Source organism: Variovorax sp. PDC80, from assembly GCF_900115375.1.
Taxonomy (GTDB): domain Bacteria; phylum Pseudomonadota; class Gammaproteobacteria; order Burkholderiales; family Burkholderiaceae_C; genus Variovorax.
The window spans coordinates 403,079-420,494 of the sequence record NZ_FOWG01000008.1; the positions used below are offsets into that span (position 1 = coordinate 403,079).

Genomic DNA, 17,416 nt, shown 5'->3' on the forward strand with positions numbered 1-17,416 from the left:
TTCCGCCCCTCCCCGGGGCGGCCGGCCGGCGGCGGCTGCCGGCGGTCTTTCCCAGTTTTCGAACGAATCGCAGAAAAGCAGGAGGTCCCATGCGTCCCTTTCATTCACGCAACGTCATCGCCGCCGTGCTCGCGGGCGCCCTGCTCGCGCCGGCCGCCTGGGCGCAGAAGCGCGACAACGTGCTGTTCCAGGCCGCCACCGACGAGCAGCCCGCCGTCATCAAGACGCTGGAGAAGCTGGTCAACATCGAGACCGGCACCGGCGACGCCGAGGGCATCGCCGCGGCGGGCAACTTCCTCGAGGGCGAGCTGAAGAACCTGGGCTTCACCGTCACGCGCAGCAAGTCGGCCGGCCTGGTGGTGGGCGACAACATCGTCGGCAAGCTCAAGGGCCGCGGCGGCAAGAACCTGCTGCTGATGTCGCACATGGACACCGTCTACCTCAAGGGCACGCTCGCCAAGGCGCCGTTCCGCATCGAGGGCGACAAGGCCTACGGCCCGGGCATCGCCGACGACAAGGGCGGCAATGCCGTGATCCTGCACACGCTCAAGCTGCTCAAGGACTACGGCGTGCGCGACTACGGCACCATCACCGTGCTGTTCAACACCGACGAGGAGAAAGGCTCCTTCGGCTCGCGCGACCTGATCCAGGAAGAGGCCAAGCTGGCCGACTACGTGCTCTCGTTCGAGCCCACCGGCGCCGGCGACGAGAAGCTCTCGCTCGGCACCTCGGGCATCGCCTACGTGCAGGTCAACATCACCGGCAAGGCCTCGCACGCGGGCGCCGCGCCCGACCTCGGCGTGAACGCGCTGGTCGAGGCCTCCGACCTGGTGCTGCGCACCATGAGCATCGACGACAAGTCGAAGAACCTGCGCTTCAACTGGACCATCGCCAAGGCCGGCAACGTCTCGAACATCATCCCGGCCAGCGCCACGCTCAACGCCGACGTGCGCTATGCGCGCAACGAGGACTTCGATGCCGCGATGAAGACGCTCGAGGAGCGCGCGCAGCAGAAGAAGCTGCCCGATGCCGACGTGAAGGTGATCGTCACGCGCGGCCGCCCGGCCTTCAATGCCGGCGAAGGCGGCAGGAAGCTGGTCGACAAGGCGGTGGGCTACTACAAGGAAGCCGGCGGCACGCTGGGCGTGGAAGAGCGCACCGGCGGCGGCACCGACGCGGCCTACGCGGCGCTGTCGGGCAAGCCCGTGATCGAGAGCCTGGGCCTGCCCGGCTTCGGCTACCACAGCGACAAGGCCGAGTACGTGGACATCAGCGCGATCCCGCGCCGGCTCTACATGGCGGCCCGCCTGATCATGGACCTGGGTTCGGGCAAGTAACGACGACGCGACGAGAACGACACAAGGAGACACGCCATGCTGCTGAGCACAGACCAGGAAGCCATCCGCGACGCCGTGCGCGATTTCGCGCAGGCCGAACTCTGGCCCCACGCGCCGAAATGGGACCGCGAGCACAGCTTTCCGAAGGAAGTGCACCAGGGCCTCGCGGCGCTCGGTGCCTACGGCATCTGCGTGCCCGAGGAGCACGGCGGCGCAGGCCTCGACTACCTCACGCTCGCGCTGGTGCTCGAGGAGATCGCGGCCGGCGACGGCGGCACCAGCACCGCGATCAGCGTGACCAACTGCCCCGTCAACGCGATCCTGATGCGCTACGGCAATGCGCAGCAGAAGAAGCAGTGGCTCGAGCCACTGGCGCAGGGACGGATGCTCGGCGCCTTCTGCCTGACCGAGCCGCAGGCCGGCAGCGACGCCTCGAGCCTGCGCACCACCGCGCGCAAGGACGCCGACGGCTATGTGATCGACGGCGTGAAGCAGTTCATCACCAGCGGCAAGAACGGCCAGGTGGCGATCGTGATCGCGGTCACCGACAAGGCCGCGGGCAAGCGCGGCATGAGCGCCTTCATCGTGCCGACCGACGCGCCGGGCTACCAGGTGGCGCGGCTCGAGGACAAGCTCGGCCAGCACAGCAGCGACACCGCGCAGATCAACTTCGACGGCTGCCGCATCCCGGCGGAGAACCTGATCGGCGCCGAGGGCGAGGGCTACAAGATCGCGCTCGGCGCGCTCGAGGGCGGCCGCATCGGCATCGCGGCGCAGAGCGTGGGCATGGCGCGCAGCGCCTTCGACGTGGCCGTGGCCTATGCCAAGGAACGCCAGGCCTTCGGCGGGTCCATCTTCGACCAGCAGGCCGTGGGCTTCCGGCTCGCCGACTGCGCGACGCAGCTCGAGGCCGCGCGCCAACTGATCTGGCATGCCGCGAGCCTGCGCGACGCCGGCCGCCCTTGCCTCAAAGAGGCCGCGATGGCCAAGCTGTTCGCGAGCGAGATGGCCGAGCGCGTGTGCAGCGCCGCGATCCAGACCCTGGGCGGCTACGGCTACGTGAACGACTTCCCGCTCGAGCGCATCTACCGCGACGTGCGCGTGTGCCAGATCTACGAAGGCACCTCGGACATCCAGAAGCTGCTGATCCAGCGGGCACTGTGAGCCGGCCGCGCTGATGCGCCGCCCCGGATGGCGCGCCCTCGCGGCGCTCGCGCTGGCCGCGCTCGGCCTCTGGAGCTTCGCGATCGAGCCGCGCTGGGTCGCGGCGCGCACCGAGACGCTGGACAGCGCCGCCTGGGGCGCGCAGCCGCGGCTGCGCATCGCGGTCGCGAGCGACTGGCACCTGACCGAACGCAGCCTCTGGCGCGTGACCGACGTGGAGCGCGCGCGCCGCATCGTCGACGCCATCAATGCCGCGCAGCCCGACCTGGTGCTGCTGCCCGGCGACTTCCTGGCCGGCCATGGCGGCGACGAGCCGCTGCCGATCGAGACCATGGCCGAGGTGCTCGGGCGGCTGAAGGCGCCGCTGGGCGTGTACGCGGTGCTCGGCAACCACGACTGGTGGCACGACGGCGCGCGCATCACGCACGCGCTGTCGGCGCAGGGCATCGTGGTGCTCGAGAACGATGCCGTGCCGCTGCCCGGGCGCGATCTCTGGGTGGTGGGCATCGGCGATCACTCCACCGGTCATTCGCGGCCCGAACGCGCCTTGTCGCGCGTGCCGGCCGGCGCTCCCACGCTGGTGCTGATGCACGACCCCGCGAGCCTGGCCGGGATGCCGCGCCTCGCCGCGCCCGCGCCGGTGCTCACCGTGGCCGGCCACACCCATGGCGGCCAGGTCTGGGTGCCGGGCTACGGCGCGCCGATCGTGCCCGGCGCGGCGCCGCGCACCTGGGCCTATGGCTGGATCGAGAACCGCGGCCGGCGCATGTACGTGACCAGCGGCCTGGGCGTGAGCATCCTGCCGGTGCGCCTCAACATGCGGCCCGAGTGGGTGCTGTTCGAGTAGGGACCACCGATCGCGCACCCGCGCCTTGTCATCGGTTTCGACGACAGACAGCCGCCGCGCGGCGGCGCACGATGGCGGCCTTCCGTTCGTTCATCGAGGCCGCCGCCATGACCCGTTCTTCTTCCGCCCCCTTGCGCCGCCCGGCGCGTCTTGCAGCGTGCGCGCTCGCCGTGCTCGCCATCGGCGCCCAGGCCCAGCAGCCGGCCGCGCCCGACATCGCCACCCTGACCGCCAGCGAGGCGGTGCGCGAGCTCTGCGCCGGCCGGCTGACCAGCGAGCAGCTGGTCACGGCCTACATCGCGCAGGCCAGGGCCAAGGCGAACCTCAACGCCTTCATCACGCTCGACGAGCAGGGCGCGCTCGCGGCCGCGCGCGCCGCCGATGCCGCGCGCAAGCCGGGCGCGGCCTGCAAGCCGCTGGCCGGCCTGCCGGTGGCGATCAAGGACAACATCCAGGTGCGCGGCCTGCCCGCCAGCGCCGGCACGCCCGCGCTCAAGGGCTTCGTGCCGACAGCCGACGCGCCGGTGGTCGCGAAGCTGCGCGCGGCCGGCGCCATCGTGCTGGGCAAGACCCACATGCACGAGCTGGCCTTCGGCGTCACCGGCTACAACCCGGCCTTCCCCTCGGGCCCCGAGGTCGGCGTGCGCAATGCCTACGACCCGCGCCGCATCGCGGGCGGTTCCTCGTCGGGCAACGGCGCGGCGCTCGGCGCGCGCATGGTGTCGGCCGCGCTGGGCACCGACACCGGCGGCTCGGTGCGCATTCCCTGCGCCTTCAACGGCTGCGCGTCGCTGCGGCCCTCGATGGGCCGCTATCCGCAGCAGGGCATCGCGCCGATCTCGCACACGCGCGACACCGCCGGCCCGATGGCGCTGTCGGTGGCCGACCTGGTGCTGCTCGACCGCGCGATCGCGGGCGGCGCGGCGGTGCGTCCCGCCGACCTGAAGCGCGTGCGGCTCGGCGTGGTGCCGGCCTTCTTCGCCAACCTCGATGCCGACACCCGTGCCGCCACCGATGCCGCGCTGGCCAAGCTGCGCGCGGCCGGCGTCACGCTGGTCGAGCTCGAGATGCCGAAGCTCGCCGAACTCAACGGCGCCGTGGGCTTCCCGGTCGCGCTCTACGAGGCGAACGACGACATGGCGGCCTACCTCGCGAAGTACGACACGGGCATCGACCTGAAGCAGTTCGCCGCGGGCATCGCGAGCCCCGACGTCAAGGGCACCTTCGACGGCCTGGTGCTGCCGCGCAAGCTGCCGGCAGCGAACGGCACGGTCGACGCCAAGCCGGCCTACGACCACGCGATGCGCGTGGCGCGACCGGCGCTGCAGAAGCTCTACCGCGACACCTTCACGAAGCACCGGCTCGACGCGCTGGTGTTCCCGACCGTGCCGCAGGTGGCGCTGCTGGCCGCGCCCGAGGCCAGCAGCCCCGAGAACTTCGGCGCGCTGATCCAGAACACCGACCCCGGCAGCAATGCCGGCATCCCGGGGCTGCAGCTGCCCTCGGCGCTGGGCGCGACCAGCGGCCTGCCGATCGGGCTCGAGCTCGACGGCCCCGCGGGCAGCGACCGCCGCCTGCTGGCGCTGGGCCTCGCGATCGAGCCCTTGCTGGGGCGGCTGCCGGCGGCGAAGTAGTTCAATCGCGCGGCAGCACGCCCGCGAGCGCCGAGCGGCGCTCGATGCCGAGCTTGTCGAAGATGCGCCGCAGGTAGGTGCGCACCGTGGGCACGCCCACCGCCATGCGGCGCGCGATGTCCTTGTCGGTGAGGCCTTCGCGCACGGCGCGCGCCACCTGCTGCTCGCGCGCGCTGAGGCTGGCCCAGGGCGAGGCGGCCGCGCTTCCCGCGCCGCCGGTGCGCTGCTGCGCGCGCCGCAGCGCGCCCGCGAACGCGGGCTCGATCAGGTCGAGCATCAGCGTCTCGCGCGCGCCGAAGTCGCCGCGCTCCTTGCGGCGCCAGATGCGCAGGTCGCCGAGCGCGCGCTCGCCGTCGAAGGTGTGCAGGTTCAGGCCCCAGTGCAGGCCGTCGCGCGCGAGGAAGTCGTTGAAGAAGGGCGTGCGCATCAGTTCGCGCTGCGGCATCACCTCGGTCACGCGCGTGGCGCGGCGGCGCGACTGCAGCACGAAGGTGATCGGGTCGTGGTGCTGGTGCCACTGCGCATAGGTGTCGAGGTTGGCCGGCGCCATGTTGATCGCCACGCGCGAGCCGAAGCCGCCGCACTCGGCGTCCCAGACGAAGGAGGCGAACTGGTCGGCCCGCAGCAGGCCGAGCAGCGCATGGCCGAGGCGCTCGCGGATCTCGCGCTCGCCGCCCTCGTCGTCGCGCGCGAGCAGCGTGAACACGCCGCGCAAGGCCTGCTGTTCGGAAGCGCTCAGGTACATGGCCGTTGTTCCTCGATGGTGTGCGTTGGCGGCTCGTGGTCCACCCCGGTCTCCGGGGCGCCACGTTAGCGGGTAGCAAGCGGCACGCCAAGGGTGGATGCCCGCGGGTCGATGGGCGGACACATGGCGCGGGCAGAATGGGCCGCGAAGCCGCCATGCCACCGACCCCGCCCACGCCTCCCGCCAGCGCCAAGCGCTCGTCCGCGCAGGCCGCCGGCCTGCTGCAGCGGCTGCGCGCCTACTGGGTCGAATCGCCCAACCCGAATCCGCTGGTCGACCAGAGCCTGGCGCGCGCCTACATCGTCGACACCATGGACACGCCGCTGTCGGCCGCCGTCACCGCCGCGGTGTTCTGGATCACCTTCCTCGTGCTCACCGGCCACAAGGGCACGCTGGTGTGGGCGGCGCTGGTGCATGGCATGCAGTGGCACATGCATCGCCACCTGCGCAGCCTCGCGCCGGAGGCGATCGATGCCGCCTCGGCCTGGGCCACGCGCCGCCGCCTCGAGCTGCGCATGCTGTTCCCGGGCGTGGTGTGGGCACTGGCGCCGTGGCTGTTCTTCCCGAGCGGCGATCTCGCGCACATCCTGCTGCTGTACTTCTTCGTCAGCGGCGTCACCGGCGTGATCATCGCGGCGCTCGCGCAGTGGTGGCTCGCGGCCCTGTGCTTCAGCGTGCCTGTGTTCCTGAGCCTCGCGCTGCGGCTGGTGATCGAGCCCGGCAGCGTGACGGTCATCATGGGCTGCCTCGCGCTCTCGCAGCTGCTGGCGGCGCTCCACTACGCGCGCAAGCAGAACCGGCTGATCGTGGGCTCGATCGAGAACGGCTTCGAGAACGCGCGGCTGGCCGATGCGCTGGCGCGCCAGCTCGAGCACGTGGCGCAGCTCGCGGCGCAGCGCGCGCGCATCTTCGCGGCCGCCAACCACGACCTGCGCCAGCCCATGCATGCGCTCGCGATCTTCGTCGACGCGCTCGACACGCGCCACGCGCCCACGGCCGAGAACCTGCGCTTCATGCGCGACAGCGTCGATGCGCTGCGCGGCTCGATCGACGCGCTGCTCGACATCGCGCAGCTCGACGGCGGCGTGGCGCCGGTGCGCTTCGAGCCGGTGCGGCTGGCCACGCTGTTCGCACCGCTGCAGGGGCGCTTCGCGGCGCTGGCGCAGGCCAAGGGGCTGGTGCTGCGCATCCGCGCCACGCCCGCGGTGGTGCGCGCCGACGCGCGCATGCTCGCGCGGCTGCTCGGCAACCTGGTCGACAACGCGATCAAGTACACGCCCCACGGCACGGTGCTGGTGTGCGCGCGGCGCACGCGCGGCGGCCCCTCGGGCACCGCACCTGCCTGGCGCATCGAGGTGCGCGATTCGGGCGTGGGCATCGACACGGCGCACCGCGAGCAGGTGTTCGAGGAGTTCTTCCAGGTCGACAACCCCGGGCGCGACCGCAGCCGCGGGCTCGGCCTCGGGCTGTCGCTGGTGGCCAGCATGGCGCAGGTGATGGGCGCGCGCATCGCGCTGCGCAGCGCGCCGGGGCGCGGCAGCACCTTCTCGCTGGTGCTCGAGCAGATGGCGCCGCTGCCGGGCGCGGCCCCCGCCGAGGTGCCGCCGGAGGCAGCGCCCCCCACCGGCGGGCCGATCCGCATCCTGGTGCTCGACGACGAACAGCCGGTGCGCGAGGCCATGCGCTCGCTGCTCGGCGGCTGGGGCCACGAGGTGGCGCTGGCCGCCAATCCGCGCGAGGCGCTGCAGCAGGCCGGCGTGTTCGACCTGATGCTCAGCGACCTGCGCCTGGGCAGCGGGCTCTCGGGGCTGGCCGCCGCGCAGGCGCTGCAGGCGGTGGGCAAGGCGCGCCACGTGGTGATCCTCACGGGCGAGACCGCGCACGCGAACCGCGCCGAGGTCGAGCGCGCGGGCTATGCGCTGATCTACAAGCCGGCCGACACACCGGCGCTGCGCGAGGCGATCGCGCAGAGCATGCGGCCGGCCGAGGCGCGCTGATCCCCCTCGCGGCGGCCCCAGGGCTTGCCCTCTGGAGGGCCGGGCCCGCACGGTGTTCCAATAGGGGCCTCCATGCCCAGCGTTCCCGATCCCTCCACCGCACCCTGCCCCTGCGGCCGTACCGACCGCCGCGACAAGCCCATCGCCTACGCGATGTGCTGCGGCCGCTACCTCGACGACTTCGAGCACACCCCCGCGCCCGATGCCGAATCGCTGATGCGTTCGCGCTATACGGCCTTCGTGCGCGAGCGTGCCGAGTACCTGCTCGGCACCTGGCACGCGAGCACGCGGCCGGCCTCGCTCGACTTCGAGCCGGACGTGCGCTGGCTCGGGCTCGACGTGCGCGGCCGCTCGATGAGCGATGCCGACCATGCCGAGGTCGAGTTCGTCGCGCGCCAGCGCGGCGCCTCGGGCACGGCTTCTCGGCTGCACGAGCGCAGCCGCTTCGTGCGCGAGTCCGATGCCGAGGGCCTGTCGCGCTGGTACTACGTCGACGGCGACCTGCAGGCGCGCGCCTGAAGCCCGGCGCGAAAGCGCGCCGTCTTGACGCGGGCGGTTGACGGCGAGGGCCGGCGCTCGCACAATCGGCCCCGCTCCGGGGTGCACGCATGTGGCGTGCTGAGATGGCAAAGCTGCCGACCCGCGAACTTGATCCGGGTCATACCGGCGTAAGAAGAGCTGCACTCCCTGGCTTCGGTCCGTCCCTCCACCCGAGACGGCGCCCACAGCCCACCGAGCGATTGCGGAGCACCCTTTCCATCCACAAGGAGTGCCCTGCATGAATGCCCCCGACAAGTTCACCACCCTGCTCTCGCTCACGCGCGAGCCCTTCCCCGCGTCGCACAAGTGCGTTATCCCCGGCAGCAGGCCCGACCTGTTCGTGCCGGTGCGCGACGTGAAGCTCACCAACGGCGAGACCGTGTCGCTCTACGACACCTCGGGCCCCTACACCGACCCGAAGGTCGAGATCGACGTGCGCCGTGGCCTGCCCGACGTGCGCGGTGCCTGGGTCGCCGAACGCGGCGACACCGAGAGCTACGAGGGGCGCACGCACCATGCGCTCGACGACGGCGCGAAGAACGAGGACCGCGATGCCCAGCGCCTGGCCGAGCTGCGCGCCGGCGCCTCGGCGCTGCAGCGCACGCCGCGCCGCGCGAAGTCGGGCGCCAACGTCACGCAGATGCACTACGCGCGCCGCGGCATCGTCACGCCCGAGATGGAGTACGTGGCGCTGCGCGAGAACGGCAAGCGCGAGTGGATGGCCGAGTACCTCGCCAACGAGGAGCGCGCGAAGCGCGTGGCCGGCAACCCCATGGGCGCGAGCATCCCGCGCATCATCACGCCCGAGTTCGTGCGCGACGAGGTGGCGCGCGGCCGCGCGATCATTCCCGCCAACATCAACCACCCCGAGGTGGAGCCGATGGCGATCGGGCGCAACTTCAAGGTGAAGATCAACGCCAACATCGGCAACTCGGCCGTGACCTCGAGCATCGAGGAAGAGGTGGAGAAGCTGGTGTGGGCGATCCGCTGGGGCGCCGACAACGTGATGGACCTGTCGACCGGCAAGAACATCCACACCACGCGCGACTGGATCGTGCGCAACAGCCCCGTGCCCATCGGCACCGTGCCGATCTACCAGGCGCTCGAGAAGGTGGGCGGCGTGGCCGAGGACCTGACCTGGGAGATCTACCGCGACACGCTGATCGAGCAGGCCGAGCAGGGCGTGGACTACTTCACCATCCACGCCGGCCTGCGGCTGCCGTTCATCCACCTGACGGCCGACCGCATGACCGGCATCGTCTCGCGCGGCGGCTCGATCATGGCGAAGTGGTGCATCGCGCATCACAAGGAGAGCTTCCTCTACACGCACTTCGAGGACATCTGCGACATCATGAAGGCCTACGACGTGAGCTTCTCGCTCGGCGACGGCCTGCGCCCCGGCAGCGGTGCCGATGCCAACGACGAGGCGCAGTTCGCCGAGCTGCGTACCCTCGGCGAGCTCACGCAGATCGCCTGGAAGCACGACGTGCAGACCATGATCGAAGGCCCGGGCCACGTGCCGATGCACATGATCCAGTCGAACATGGACGAGCAGCTCAAGCACTGCCACGAGGCGCCGTTCTACACGCTGGGCCCGCTGACGATCGACATCGCGCCGGGCTACGACCACATCGCGAGCGCGATCGGCGCGGCGATGATCGGCTGGGCCGGCACGGCGATGCTGTGCTACGTGACGCCGAAGGAGCACCTGGGGCTGCCCGACCGCGACGACGTGAAGCAGGGGATCATTGCCTACAAGATCGCGGCGCATGCGGCGGACGTGGCGAAGGGGCACCCGGGGGCGCGCTCGCGCGACGATGCGCTGAGCAAGGCGCGCTTCGAGTTCCGCTGGCAGGACCAGTTCAACCTGGGGCTCGATCCGGATACGGCGCGCGAATTCCACGACGAGACGCTGCCGAAGGATTCGAGCAAGGTGGCGCACTTCTGTTCGATGTGCGGGCCGAAGTTCTGCTCGATGAAGATCACGCAGGAGGTGCGGGAGTATGCGGCTGCGAAGGGGGTGGCCGAGGCGTTGGCTGTGGAGAAGGGGATGGAGGAGAAGTCGAAGGAGTTTGTGGCGGGTGGGGGGGAGATGTATATCCCTATTCGGGCTGTCTGACGGGCTGCTTTTTGTTGTCGCCTTCTTGCCTGTTGGTTAGGTCGTTGGCCGGGTCTCGCCCCGGCGGGCGACTTACTTTCTTTGTCTCGCCAAAGAAAGTAAGCAAAGAAAGGCGACCCCACTGTCTGTGTCCCTCCGCTTCGCTACGGGCAACCTGCGGTGCTCGGAGAAAGCGGGGGTCCGCAGAACTCGCTTCGCTCAAACAGCTGCGGCCCTTATCCCGCTTTCTCCTGCGCTCCTCGGCACAGCCAGAGGGGACTAGAGTCAACGCGCCGTGGCGCGTCCTTGTGTGGGGTGCAGGAATGCTTTCGCTCCGGGTCTTCTTTCGAGGCCGAGCGAAGCGACGGCCCGTTGGGTCTTGGTGGCCGAGCGCAGCGACGGCCCGAACCACCCCTCTGGCTGCGCCGAGGAGCGCAGCGTTTCGCGGATAAGGGCTCGCAGCTGTTTGAGCGGAACGCAGTGGAGCGAGTTCTGCGAGACCCCGCGAAACGCGAGCACCGCAGGTTGCCCGCAGCGAAGCGGAGGGTCGCAGACAGTGGGTCGCCTTTTCTTTGGTTACTTTCTTTTGGCGAAGCAAAAGAAAGTGACTCGCCCGCCGGGGCGAGACCCGGCCAACAGCCTAAACAAAAAGCTCAACCCCACCGAGGCACAGCCTCATCCTTCAACTGCTGCCTCAACACATCGTAGTCAGGCACCACGCTCTCCACCGTCTCCCAGAACCGATGCGAGTGATCCATCACCCGCAGATGCGCCAACTCATGCGCCACCACGTAATCGACCACAGACAACCGAAAGTGGATCAACCGCCAGTTCAGCCGAATCGACCCATCCGCACTCGCACTCCCCCACCGCGTCGCCGCATTCGACAACGACAGCTTCGCCCACCGCACCCCCAGCAGCGGCGCAAAGTGATCGAGCCGCTCGATGAACAGCTTGCGTGCCTGCCGCATCAACCAGGCCTGCGCCGCATCGCGGATCTGCGCCGGCTCGGCGTTCTGCGCCACCGCCAGGCGCAGCAGCCGCGGACCGGTGCCGTCGCCCGCATCGAGCGCACCGCCCACGCCCTCGAAGCCATGCTTCGGATCGAGCCGCACCACCACCGGTTCGCCGAGGAAGGGAAAGCCCGCGCCGTCCTTCCAGTCGATGCGCGTGGCCTCGACGCGCGCGTGGCGCTGCTGGGTCTCGGCGAGCTTGCGCAGGATCCAGTCGCTCTTCTCGCGGACGGCGGCATCGACGTCGCGCAGCGCGACCCAGCGCGGCGCGCGCACCGACAGGCCCTCGGCGCCGACGACGAAACCGATGGTGCGGCGCTTGCCGCGCTTGAACTCGTAGGCGACGCGCGCCGCGCCCAGCATCAGCTCGCGCGATGCCTGCGGATGCACGAAGCTCGCGGGCGTCAGGGTGTCGGCCAACGGCACGGCCGGCCGCGTGTCCTCGACCAGCGGCACCGTGGGGGTGGGCACGGCCACCACCGGCGGCACCACGAACGGCAGCGCGTCGGGCACGAGGCTGCCGGGCTGGCGCGTGCGTGGCCGCGCCGGGCCCGGGCTCTTGCGGCCGCGCGGCGCGGCGGGCGGTGGCGGCGCGGCCGCGGCGCCATCGCCGAACAGGTCCAGCGCCAGCTGCATCAGCTCCCGCATGCGTGGTTCCCGATGATGGACGACAAGGAAGGGACGACGGCCGAAGACGCGCGCGCCTTCAACCCGCCTTCTCGACCGTGGCGCTGCTGCCGGCCACGCCACCGGTGGCATCGGCATCGCGGTACGCCTCGGAATCGAGGCGATGCATCTCGGCCTCGATCCAGGCCTCGACCTCGCGCATCAGTTCGTCGGGCTTGCGGCCCGCGCTCGAGATCGGCACGCCGATCGACACGTCGACCACGCCGGCGCGCTTGACGAAGGCCTTGCGCGGCCAGACCTTGGCCGAGGTCACGGCGATCGGGATCACGGGCACGCCGGTCTCGCAGGCCAGGCGCGTGCCGCCGCTCTTGTAGGTGCCCTTCTGGCCGCGCGGGATGCGCGTGCCCTCGGGGAACATGATGATCCAGATGCCCTGCGCGAGCAGCTTGCGGCCCTGGCTCACCACCTTGTTGAAGGCCTGGGCGCGCTGGCTGCGGTCGATGTGGATCATGTCGAGCCGGCCCATGGCCCAGCCGAAGAAGGGCACGTAGAGCAGCTCCTTCTTGAACACGTAGGCCAGCGGATGCGGCATCAGCGTGGGCATCAGGAAGGTCTCGAGCGTGGACTGGTGCTTGACCAGCAGGATCGCGCCCGCGAGCTTGTCGGCCGGCAGGTTCTCCATGCCGCTCACGCGCAGCCGGATGCCCAGCAGCGCACGCGCGCCGCTGCCGACGGCCCAGGAGAGCCAGCGCGCCGCCATCCAGTACAGCGGTATGCCGCGCATCCAGATCGAGCACACCAGCATGATGATCGCCCAGGGGACGACGGTGACGAACATCCACAGCGCGTGGAGAACGGAACGGAGCAACGCCATCAGAGAGCCACCTGCATGGATTCGGCCCGCGCCTCGCGCGCGAGCAAAAAGTCGACGAAAGCGGCGAGGTCTTCGTGCACCCTCGTGTCCGCCGGATATTCGGGAGGCAGCGGATCGAAGCCGCGGCAGGCCGCGCCCATGCCGGTCAGCAGCAGGTGCGGTTCGCAGCCGGCGGCCGCGCCGGCCTGCAGGTCGCGCAGGCTGTCGCCCGCGGTGGGCACGCCCGCCAGGTCGATGCCGAAGCGGTCGCCGATCTGCTGGAACAGGCCCGGCTTGGGCTTGCGGCATTCGCAGTCCTCGTCGGGGCTGTGCGGGCAATAGAACACCGCATCGACGCGCCCGCCCACGGCCGCGAGCATCTTGTGCATCTTGGCGTGCATCGAGTTGAGCGAGGCCATGTCGAACAGGCCGCGCCCCAGGCCCGACTGGTTCGACGCGATCACCACGTGCCAGCCCGCATGGTTGAGCCGCGCCACGGCCTCGAGCGCACCGGGCAGCGGCGTCCACTCGGTATCGCTCTTCACGAAGTCTTCGCGGTGCACGTTGATCGTGCCGTTGCGGTCGAGGATCACGAGTTTCATGGAGGTGTTCCTTCCGACTCCAGCTTGCGCCGCTTCACCCAGGCGACCAGATGCGGCAGCGGGTACTTCGCCGCGTCCAGCATGCCGATGCGCTGCACCAGCGTGTCGAGCGATACCAGGTCCTGCTTCAACAGCTCGCGAACGAAATCGGCGTCCTTCTCGCGACCGGCCACGCACTTGGAAACGACCAGGTCGTGCAGTTCCGGGCAGATGGCGGTGATCTCGCCGACGTAGTGCAGGCTGGCGCGACTCATCCAGTCGCCGGGCATGACGGCGGTCTCGGGCCCGACACCGTCGGCGAAATAACCGAAGGTCTCGTGAAAGCTCGAGTGCATGCCGATCGCCCCGTCGATCAGGTCGGCGCGTTCCGGATGCAGTGCGGGGTAGAGATCGATTTCGCGCGACACCAGCAGCGACTCGGGCGGTTGATCGAGCAGCAGCAGCACGGCCTGGCTGCCGACGACCACAAAAGAACTTTCTTTCGAGATCGCCGCGGAAGCGCGCAACACGTGCTGCAGTTCTTCGAGCTTCATGGGGTCGCGGCCTGCTCGCGCGCCTGCTTGAGCAATGCCATTCGTTCGACCTGCGAGACGAGACCGCCGAGCGGCGACACGCTGCGCATGAGCTGTCCATGCTCGGACTCGACGAGCGCGGCATCTTCGAGCACGTCGGCATCGCCGGCGAGAAGACGCTCCCACTCGTCCCACAGCACGTCGGAGCGCGTGGGACCCGACTGCTGACGCCAGCGTTCGAGGGTGCGGCGGGCCTGCTCGCGCAACGCGGGCTCCTGGCGCAGCACCGCCACCGCCCGCTGGTGCAGGGCGAGGGAGAACTGATCCAGTTGCTGTTGCCGGTTCATGCGCGATCGATTATCGAGCGACGGTCTTCAGACAGCCAGCCGCTCGAGCTGCGCCACGCGGTTCATCGCGGCATGCAGCGACATCAGCAGCCCCAGCCGGTTGAGCCGCAGGTCGGCCTGCTCGGCATTGACCATCACGCCGTCGAAGAAGGCGTCGACCGGTTCGCGCAGCGCCGCCAGGGTCTGCAGCGAGGCGGTGTAGTCGCCGGCATCGAACTGGGCGTTGGCGGCGGGCACCACCTGCGCCATGGCGGCATGCAGTGCCTTCTCGGCGGGCTCCTGCAGCAGCAGCTCGCTGACGTGGGCATCGGCCTCGGGGGCCTTCTTGAGGATGTTGCCGATGCGCTTGTTGGCCGCGGCCAGCGCGGCGGCGGCGGGCAGCACGGCGAAGGCGCGCACGGCCGCGAGCAGCTGGGGCACCTGGCCCAGGCGCTGCGGGCGCGGGGCCAGCACGGCATCGACTTCCTGCGCGCTGGCGCCCTGCTCGCGCAGGCTGCCGGCGAGACGGTCGAGGATGAAGTCCTGCAGTTCGACCGTGGCCTTGGAGGCATCGAAACCAGCGATGTCCTTGAACTGCGCGGCGGCCTCGGCCAGCAGCGCGTCGAGGTCCAGCGGCAGGTTCTTCTCGATCAGCATGCGGATGGTGCCGAGCGCATGGCGGCGCAGCGCGAACGGATCGCGGTCGCCGGTGGGCAGGTTGCCGATGCCGAACATGCCGACCAGGGTCTCGAGCTTGTCGGCCAGCGCGACCACCAGGCCGACGCTGTTGCGCGGCAGTTCGTCGCCCGCGAAGCGCGGCTTGTAGTGGTCCTCGATGGCATCGGCCACGGCCGCGTCGAGGCCGTCGTGCTGCGCGTAGTAGCGGCCCATGATGCCCTGCAGCTCGGGGAACTCGCCGACCATGTCGGTCACGAGGTCGGCCTTGGCCAGCTGGGCGGCCTGCACGGCCTGGCGCGCCACCTCGGCATTGCCCAGCTGGTCGGCGATGGCGCGCGCGATGCGCATCACGCGTTCCACGCGCTCGCCCTGGGTGCCGAGCTTGTTGTGATAGACCACCTTGCCCAGCGACGCGACGCGCGAGGCCAGCGTCTTCTTGCGGTCCTGGTCGAAGAAGAACTTGGCGTCGGCCAGGCGCGGGCGCACCACGCGCTCGTTGCCGCCGATGACGGCACTGGCGTCGTCGGGGCTGATGTTGCTGACGACCAGGAACCGGTTGGTGAGCCTGCTCGACGCGTCGAGCAGCGGGAAGTACTTCTGGTTCGCCTTCATCGTGAGGATCAGGCATTCCTGCGGCACCTCGAGAAACTCGCGCTCGAAGCTGCAGACCAGCACGTTGGGCCGTTCGACCAGCGCCGTGACCTCGTCGAGCAGCGCGTCGTCGTGGATCGGCACCGAGCCGCCGCCGACCTGGACCGCGGCCGCGGCGAGCTGGCGCGCGATCTCGGCGCGGCGCGCCTCGAAGCTCGCGATCACCGCGCCCTCGTCCTGCAGCTGCAGCGCATAGCTGTCGGCGTTGCGCAGCACCACGGGATCGACCGCGGCCTCGAAGCGGTGGCCGTGCGTTTCGCGGCCGGCCTGGAGGCCCAGCGCCTCGACGGGCACCACGGCATCGCCATGCAGCGCGACCAGGCCGTGCGCGGGGCGCACGAAGCTCACGCTGGTCCAGCCCGGCAGCTCGCAGCCGCTCTCGAGCTGGTAGCTCATGACCTTGGGAATCGGCAGCTTGGCGATGGCTTCGGCCAGTGCCTTCTGCAGGCCTTCGGCCAGCGTGGCGCCCTTGGCGGTGCTCTCGTAGAACAGGGCTTCGGCCTTGCCGTCCATGGCGCGCTTGAGGCCGGGCACGGCCGAGGCGTCGGCGCCGAGCGCGCCCAGGCGCTTGAGCAGCGCGGGCGTGGGCTGGCCCGAGGCATCGAGCCCCACGGCCACGGGCATCAGCTTCTGCGAGACGGCCTTGTCGGCGGCGCGCTCGGCCACGTGCGTGAGGTGCGCGGCCAGGCGGCGCGGCGAGGCGAAGGGCGTGAGCACCGAGCCGGCCTCGGCCAGGCCCTGGGCCACGAGCTGTTCGCGCAGCACGCCCGCGAAGGCCTCGCCGAGCTTCTTCAGTGCCTTCGGCGGCAGTTCTTCGACAAACAGTTCAACCAGCAGGGAGGTCTTGTTCATGGGGGTCGTCATCGCTCAGGCGGCCTTCTTCGGTGCGATCTGCGCGACCCATTCGCGCGGTGCCATCGGGAAGCCCAGCCGTTCCCGGCTGTCGTAGTAGCTCTGCGCCACGCTGCGCGCGAGGTTGCGGATGCGGCCGATGTAGGCCGCGCGTTCGGTCACGCTGATCGCGCCGCGCGCGTCGAGCAGGTTGAAGCTGTGCGCGGCCTTGAGCACCTGCTCGTAGGCCGGCAGCGCGAGCTGCTCGGCCATCAGGTGCTTCGCCTGCTTCTCGTGCGCGGCGAAGGCGGTGAACAGGAACTCGGCATCGGAGTGCTCGAAGTTGTAGGCCGACTGTTCGACCTCGTTCTGCTTGAACACGTCGCCGTAGCTGAGCTTGGCGCCGCCGTGGCCTTCGGTCCACACCAGGTCGTACATGTTCTCCACGCCCTGCAGGTACATGGCCAGGCGCTCGAGACCGTAGGTGATCTCGCCGGTGATCGGCTTGCAGTCGATGCCGCCGACCTGCTGGAAGTAGGTGAACTGCGTCACCTCCATGCCGTTGAGCCAGACCTCCCAGCCCAGGCCCCAGGCGCCGAGCGTGGGGTTCTCCCAGTCGTCCTCGACGAAGCGGATGTCGTTCTTCTTGAGGTCGAAGCCCAGCGCCTCGAGGCTGCCGAGGTAGAGCTCGAGGATGTTCGCGGGCGCGGGCTTGAGCACGACCTGGTACTGGTAGTAGTGCTGGCCGCGGTTGGGGTTCTCGCCGTAGCGGCCGTCCTTGGGGCGGCGGCTGGGCTGCACGTAGGCGGCCTTCCAGGGCTCGGGGCCGAGCGCGCGCAGGAAGGTGGCGGTGTGCGAGGTGCCCGCGCCCACTTCCATGTCGTACGGTTGCAGCAGCGCGCAGCCCTTGTCGGCCCAGTACGACTGCAATTTGAGAATGATTTGCTGGAAGGTCAACATG

General features: G+C 70.2%; 15 protein-coding genes and 1 riboswitch. Of the genes, 7 read left to right on the forward strand and 8 right to left on the reverse strand.

The features are described 5' to 3' along the window. The first annotated feature begins 89 nt into the window (after positions 1 to 89). From BM109_RS24195 to iaaH, 4 genes are all read left to right on the forward strand, one after another. A complete protein-coding gene (locus tag BM109_RS24195; protein ID WP_093348258.1) occupies positions 90 to 1,337 on the forward strand; it encodes a glutamate carboxypeptidase in 1,248 nt (415 codons plus the stop codon). A gap of 36 nt (positions 1,338 to 1,373) precedes the next feature. Further along, positions 1,374 to 2,501: an acyl-CoA dehydrogenase family protein gene (locus tag BM109_RS24200; RefSeq protein WP_057596576.1), complete on the forward strand. Its 1,128-nt coding sequence runs from the start codon at positions 1,374 to 1,376 to the stop codon at positions 2,499 to 2,501. Between the two features lie 13 nt (positions 2,502 to 2,514). Next, entirely contained in the window at positions 2,515 to 3,348 is an 834-nt protein-coding gene (locus tag BM109_RS24205) for a metallophosphoesterase (protein ID WP_093348260.1), read from the forward strand. Positions 3,349 to 3,455: 107 nt separating this feature from the next. After that, a complete protein-coding gene (gene iaaH, locus BM109_RS24210) occupies positions 3,456 to 4,982 on the forward strand; it encodes an indoleacetamide hydrolase (RefSeq protein WP_093348415.1) in 1,527 nt (508 codons plus the stop codon). 1 nt (position 4,983) lies between these two features. Here iaaH and BM109_RS24215 read toward each other — a convergent pair whose 3' ends face one another. Next, the gene (locus BM109_RS24215; protein ID WP_093348263.1) at positions 4,984 to 5,727 is read right to left on the reverse strand and encodes a helix-turn-helix transcriptional regulator; all 744 of its coding nucleotides are present in this window, start codon (positions 5,725 to 5,727) and stop codon (positions 4,984 to 4,986) included. A gap of 155 nt (positions 5,728 to 5,882) precedes the next feature. Between BM109_RS24215 and BM109_RS24220 the strand changes: the two genes are divergently transcribed. The 3 genes from BM109_RS24220 to thiC all read left to right on the forward strand — a co-directional run bounded on the left by BM109_RS24220 (position 5,883) and on the right by thiC (position 10,383). Further along, positions 5,883 to 7,724, forward strand: coding sequence for a hybrid sensor histidine kinase/response regulator (locus tag BM109_RS24220; protein ID WP_177239442.1), 1,842 nt, complete (start codon positions 5,883 to 5,885; stop codon positions 7,722 to 7,724). 72 nt (positions 7,725 to 7,796) lie between these two features. Then, a complete protein-coding gene (locus BM109_RS24225) occupies positions 7,797 to 8,243 on the forward strand; it encodes a YchJ family protein (protein ID WP_093348268.1) in 447 nt (148 codons plus the stop codon). 67 nt (positions 8,244 to 8,310) lie between these two features. Then, positions 8,311 to 8,416: riboswitch (TPP riboswitch) on the forward strand. 86 nt (positions 8,417 to 8,502) lie between these two features. Continuing rightward, complete coding sequence (gene thiC, locus BM109_RS24230; RefSeq protein ID WP_093348270.1) at positions 8,503 to 10,383, forward strand: phosphomethylpyrimidine synthase ThiC; 1,881 nt, start codon at positions 8,503 to 8,505, stop codon at positions 10,381 to 10,383. Positions 10,384 to 11,015: 632 nt separating this feature from the next. Here the strand turns inward: thiC and BM109_RS24240 are convergent. The 7 genes from BM109_RS24240 to glyQ are packed head-to-tail and all read right to left on the reverse strand — an operon-like array spanning position 11,016 to position 17,415. Continuing rightward, the gene (locus BM109_RS24240) at positions 11,016 to 12,023 is read right to left on the reverse strand and encodes a M48 family metallopeptidase (protein ID WP_177239443.1); all 1,008 of its coding nucleotides are present in this window, start codon (positions 12,021 to 12,023) and stop codon (positions 11,016 to 11,018) included. Between the two features lie 58 nt (positions 12,024 to 12,081). Then, a complete protein-coding gene (locus BM109_RS24245) occupies positions 12,082 to 12,876 on the reverse strand; it encodes a lysophospholipid acyltransferase family protein (protein ID WP_093348273.1) in 795 nt (264 codons plus the stop codon). Beyond that, the gene (gmhB, locus tag BM109_RS24250) at positions 12,876 to 13,457 is read right to left on the reverse strand and encodes a D-glycero-beta-D-manno-heptose 1,7-bisphosphate 7-phosphatase (protein ID WP_093348275.1); all 582 of its coding nucleotides are present in this window, start codon (positions 13,455 to 13,457) and stop codon (positions 12,876 to 12,878) included. The genes BM109_RS24245 and gmhB overlap by 1 nt, the downstream gene beginning before the upstream one ends. Then, positions 13,454 to 13,990, reverse strand: a complete 537-nt coding sequence (locus tag BM109_RS24255; protein WP_093348278.1) for a DUF6036 family nucleotidyltransferase — start codon at positions 13,988 to 13,990, stop codon at positions 13,454 to 13,456. The genes gmhB and BM109_RS24255 overlap by 4 nt, the downstream gene beginning before the upstream one ends. Continuing rightward, complete coding sequence (locus tag BM109_RS24260) at positions 13,987 to 14,316, reverse strand: hypothetical protein (RefSeq protein ID WP_093348280.1); 330 nt, start codon at positions 14,314 to 14,316, stop codon at positions 13,987 to 13,989. The genes BM109_RS24255 and BM109_RS24260 overlap by 4 nt, the downstream gene beginning before the upstream one ends. Positions 14,317 to 14,343: 27 nt before the next feature. Next, positions 14,344 to 16,476, reverse strand: a complete 2,133-nt coding sequence (glyS, locus tag BM109_RS24265; protein ID WP_093348283.1) for a glycine--tRNA ligase subunit beta — start codon at positions 16,474 to 16,476, stop codon at positions 14,344 to 14,346. A 15-nt stretch (positions 16,477 to 16,491) separates the two neighbouring features. Then, the gene (gene glyQ, locus BM109_RS24270; protein WP_093348286.1) at positions 16,492 to 17,415 is read right to left on the reverse strand and encodes a glycine--tRNA ligase subunit alpha; all 924 of its coding nucleotides are present in this window, start codon (positions 17,413 to 17,415) and stop codon (positions 16,492 to 16,494) included. Position 17,416 lies beyond the last annotated feature (1 nt).